This window comes from Stenotrophomonas maltophilia group sp. RNC7 (assembly GCF_030910085.1).
GTDB classification, from domain to species: Bacteria; Pseudomonadota; Gammaproteobacteria; order Xanthomonadales; family Xanthomonadaceae; genus Stenotrophomonas; species Stenotrophomonas sepilia.
The window spans coordinates 1-744 of sequence record NZ_JAVFVN010000917.1 but is presented as its reverse complement, the minus strand read 5'-3'; the positions used below and the strand labels follow the sequence as shown (position 1 = coordinate 744).

Sequence of the window (744 nt, the reverse complement as noted above, 5' to 3'; positions counted from 1 at the left end):
CCAAAATTTGAAAAATCGGATCAGCAGCACGTGGAGTATCATAAATTGTAGCTATTGCATCTGCTATGCCTAAGCCATATTTTTGGAGTAGCAGTGCTGCAAGTCGGGGAGTTTCAGCACCCCTTGTTACACTTTCTGATCTCCCATCGGCATATTCTTTAACCTTTTGAACAAGTCTATTGATTGTAAATTCACCTTCCAATACTTTTCCCCTCGTTTCCTATCTCTTTTAAACTATTAATTTTTTTGTAGATATTCTTCTAATTCTTTAATTAATACTTTTGCTCCTTCAGGACTAAGGTTTATCTTTCCGTTTGCTAAAGAAATATTACGATTGGATATTTCACCTGTAATTGCACAAACACCGCCTGGTTCATATTTTTTTAGGATTATATTTTCATTCTCTACAAATATTTCTATTGGGTCTTTTTCTTTAATTCCTATTGTTCGTCTAAGTTCCATTGGGATTACAATGCGGCCTAATTCATCGACTTTTCTAGTTATACCTGTTGATTTCATAAAATCTCTCCTCTTTTTAAAATTATCAAAATTAATCTACTTGTTTAGTATAATTCAACTATTTATATTTTCGCTATTTTAAAATTCCAGTGTAATACATTATAGTAAAACAAATTAAATATTTTAATACTTTTTAAGCAGTCTTTTAATGGAAATATTCTTCTATATTTGTTTTGCGAATTAAAAAGCACATCAATTTTAAAAAAATAAATTGATGTGCTTTTT

2 protein-coding genes are annotated in these 744 nt (G+C 29.8%); both read right to left on the bottom strand.

Translation table 11 applies throughout. The features are described from left to right. The coding region (locus tag RCF13_RS23500; protein WP_308141590.1) for a hypothetical protein at positions 1-202 on the bottom strand (202 nt) is incomplete at its 3' end. A gap of 35 nt (positions 203-237) precedes the next feature. Further along, positions 238-519 (bottom strand): AbrB/MazE/SpoVT family DNA-binding domain-containing protein, encoded by a 282-nt coding sequence (locus RCF13_RS23495; protein ID WP_016121605.1) that lies wholly within the window; start codon positions 517-519, stop codon positions 238-240. Positions 520-744 lie beyond the last annotated feature (225 nt).